Consider the following 2,006-nt stretch of genomic DNA (forward strand, 5'->3'; position numbering starts at 1 on the left):
TCCGTCGATATGGGCGGTCAGCCGGTTGAGGCGGTCGTATTCGAAGGTTTCGTGACTGCCGTCGGGGTAGTCTGTACGGACGGGGTTGCCCGCTGCGTCGTAGTGGTGGCGGGTGGTATGGCCCAGCGCATCGGTAACGGTTTCGAGATCGCCGTATTCGGTGTAAGCGAAGCGGGTGGTTTCGCCGGTACAGTCGGTAAAGCAGACGAGTTGGTCGAGGGTATCGTAGTGTAGACGTCGGGTTTTGCCTAAGGCGTCGGTAATGGTTTCGGGCAGCCATCGGGCGTTGTAGCCGTAGCTTGTGGTGTAACCGGCGGGGTCGGTGATGCCGACGAGGTTGCCGCGTCCGTCGTAATCGTAGGCGGTAATCCTGCCTGCGGGATCGTTGACGGCAACCGGCAGGTTGAGGGTTTCGTGGTAGTCGATTTGGGTGCTGCCGCCGTCCGGCGCGGTGATGGCGATGACGTTGCCTTCGGTATCGTAGAGATAGCGGGTTTCGCGTCCGAGCGGGTCGCGTTCTACGGTAATGCGACCGTAGCTGTCGCGTTCGCTGTCGCTGCGTTGTCCGTCGGCGTCGATGCGGTAGACGAGTTCGTGGTTTTCGTCGAAACCGTACACTTCCGTCCGTCCCAATGCGTCGGTAACGACGGTATGGTCTTTGCGGTAGTCGAACGTCCATTCTTCGCCGAGGTTGTTGCTGCTTTTGAGTACTTTGCCGTCGGTGTCGTAACGGTGGTATTCGTAGCGGGATACCAGTCCGTCGGGCTGGTTGTGTTCGACCATGATGTGGTTGCGGTAGGCGAAACCGCGCAGTTTTTTGCCGTCGCGTCCGTAAACGGCGGTCAAATCGCCGTAGCCGTCGTAGTCGTAGCGCACCAGTTCCTTACCGTTGAAGGTGACGGAAGTGAGGCGGTTGACGTAGAAACGTTCGTCTTCGGAAACGAAGACGTCCCGTTCTCCGGCCGGGTCGAAGTCGGGATCGTTGTCGTGCAGACGGATGGAGGAGAATACGGGTTGGAAATGTCGGCCGCTGCCGTCGTAAATGCTGTGCGGCAGCCCGTTGTCGTCGTAGCAGAGGCGGATATGGCGGCTGTTGCGGTCGAGTTGGGCGACCAGTTGGTAAATGCCGCAGCCGGAATCGACTTCGGCAAACAACAGCCGTGCGCCGCCGTCGGGGGAGGCGATTTGATAGAGGTCGTCTGAAATCTGTGAAAAGAAGATTTGTTCGTAAGGATCAAAATAGGCGTCATCCAAACCGTAGGGATCTTCTTCGGCGGAAGCAGGTCTTGGCGCAGCCTCTTCTTCATATAGATCGTCTTCATCGTCGTCGGCTGCGGAATAAGGCTCGTCCGCTTTGTCGCTGATATCCGGCAATGGAATTTCCCTGCCCTGCTCATCAATATAGAGGAAACCGTCGGCAGTCCGGACAAGACGCATGGAGAACGGCAGCGACCAACCTTGTCCCAGCCAGCCGTTGCCTATTTGGTCGGAATAGTAGCTGCGCTGCCAAACAAGGGGAAGCGGGGAATCGAAGGCAAAGTCGGTCTCGGTATCGTCAAATAGGACTTTGATACCGAGTACGGCGTTCACGGGGTTACCAACATTTGTGGCAGCAGCCACCTTACAAGGAATACAGTGACCATGACCCGAGGTAACCACCCCACCATCAAAACCCATACCCATACCGCCGCTGAAACCGCTGACCATTTTACGGGAAGGGGGCTTGGGACCCGGCTGACCGGGTATCATGGACGCAAGGGAAACCAGTTCGGATATGGCATCAACTGTATCAGCTGCGGCAGAATCAGACGCAACGATGGAAAGGGCAGCGGAAGCAACATCGGCAACCATCTCTATCACATCCACCGGACCGGCTGCATTGGTCAGCGGCTCGGGTGGATTGGCAGAGCCTTGAGACACCATGGCTGGGGCGGCTGGTTTAGGAATGAGAACACCGAAAGTGTTACCGAAAGAGGCCATGCACTTACTCTCTCCGTCGAGATTCT

Annotated in this window: 1 protein-coding gene; it reads right to left on the reverse strand. The window is 57.4% G+C overall.

The window, feature by feature from the left end; translation table 11 throughout:
• Positions 1 to 1,923: DUF6531 domain-containing protein (locus Q3O12_RS08535; protein ID WP_301670084.1), on the reverse strand; the 1,923-nt coding region annotated here is incomplete at its 3' end.
• Between the last annotated feature and the right edge of the window lie 83 nt (positions 1,924 to 2,006).

The sequence above is a fragment of the Neisseria benedictiae genome (assembly GCF_958267435.1).
GTDB classification, from domain to species: domain Bacteria; phylum Pseudomonadota; class Gammaproteobacteria; order Burkholderiales; family Neisseriaceae; genus Neisseria; species Neisseria bergeri.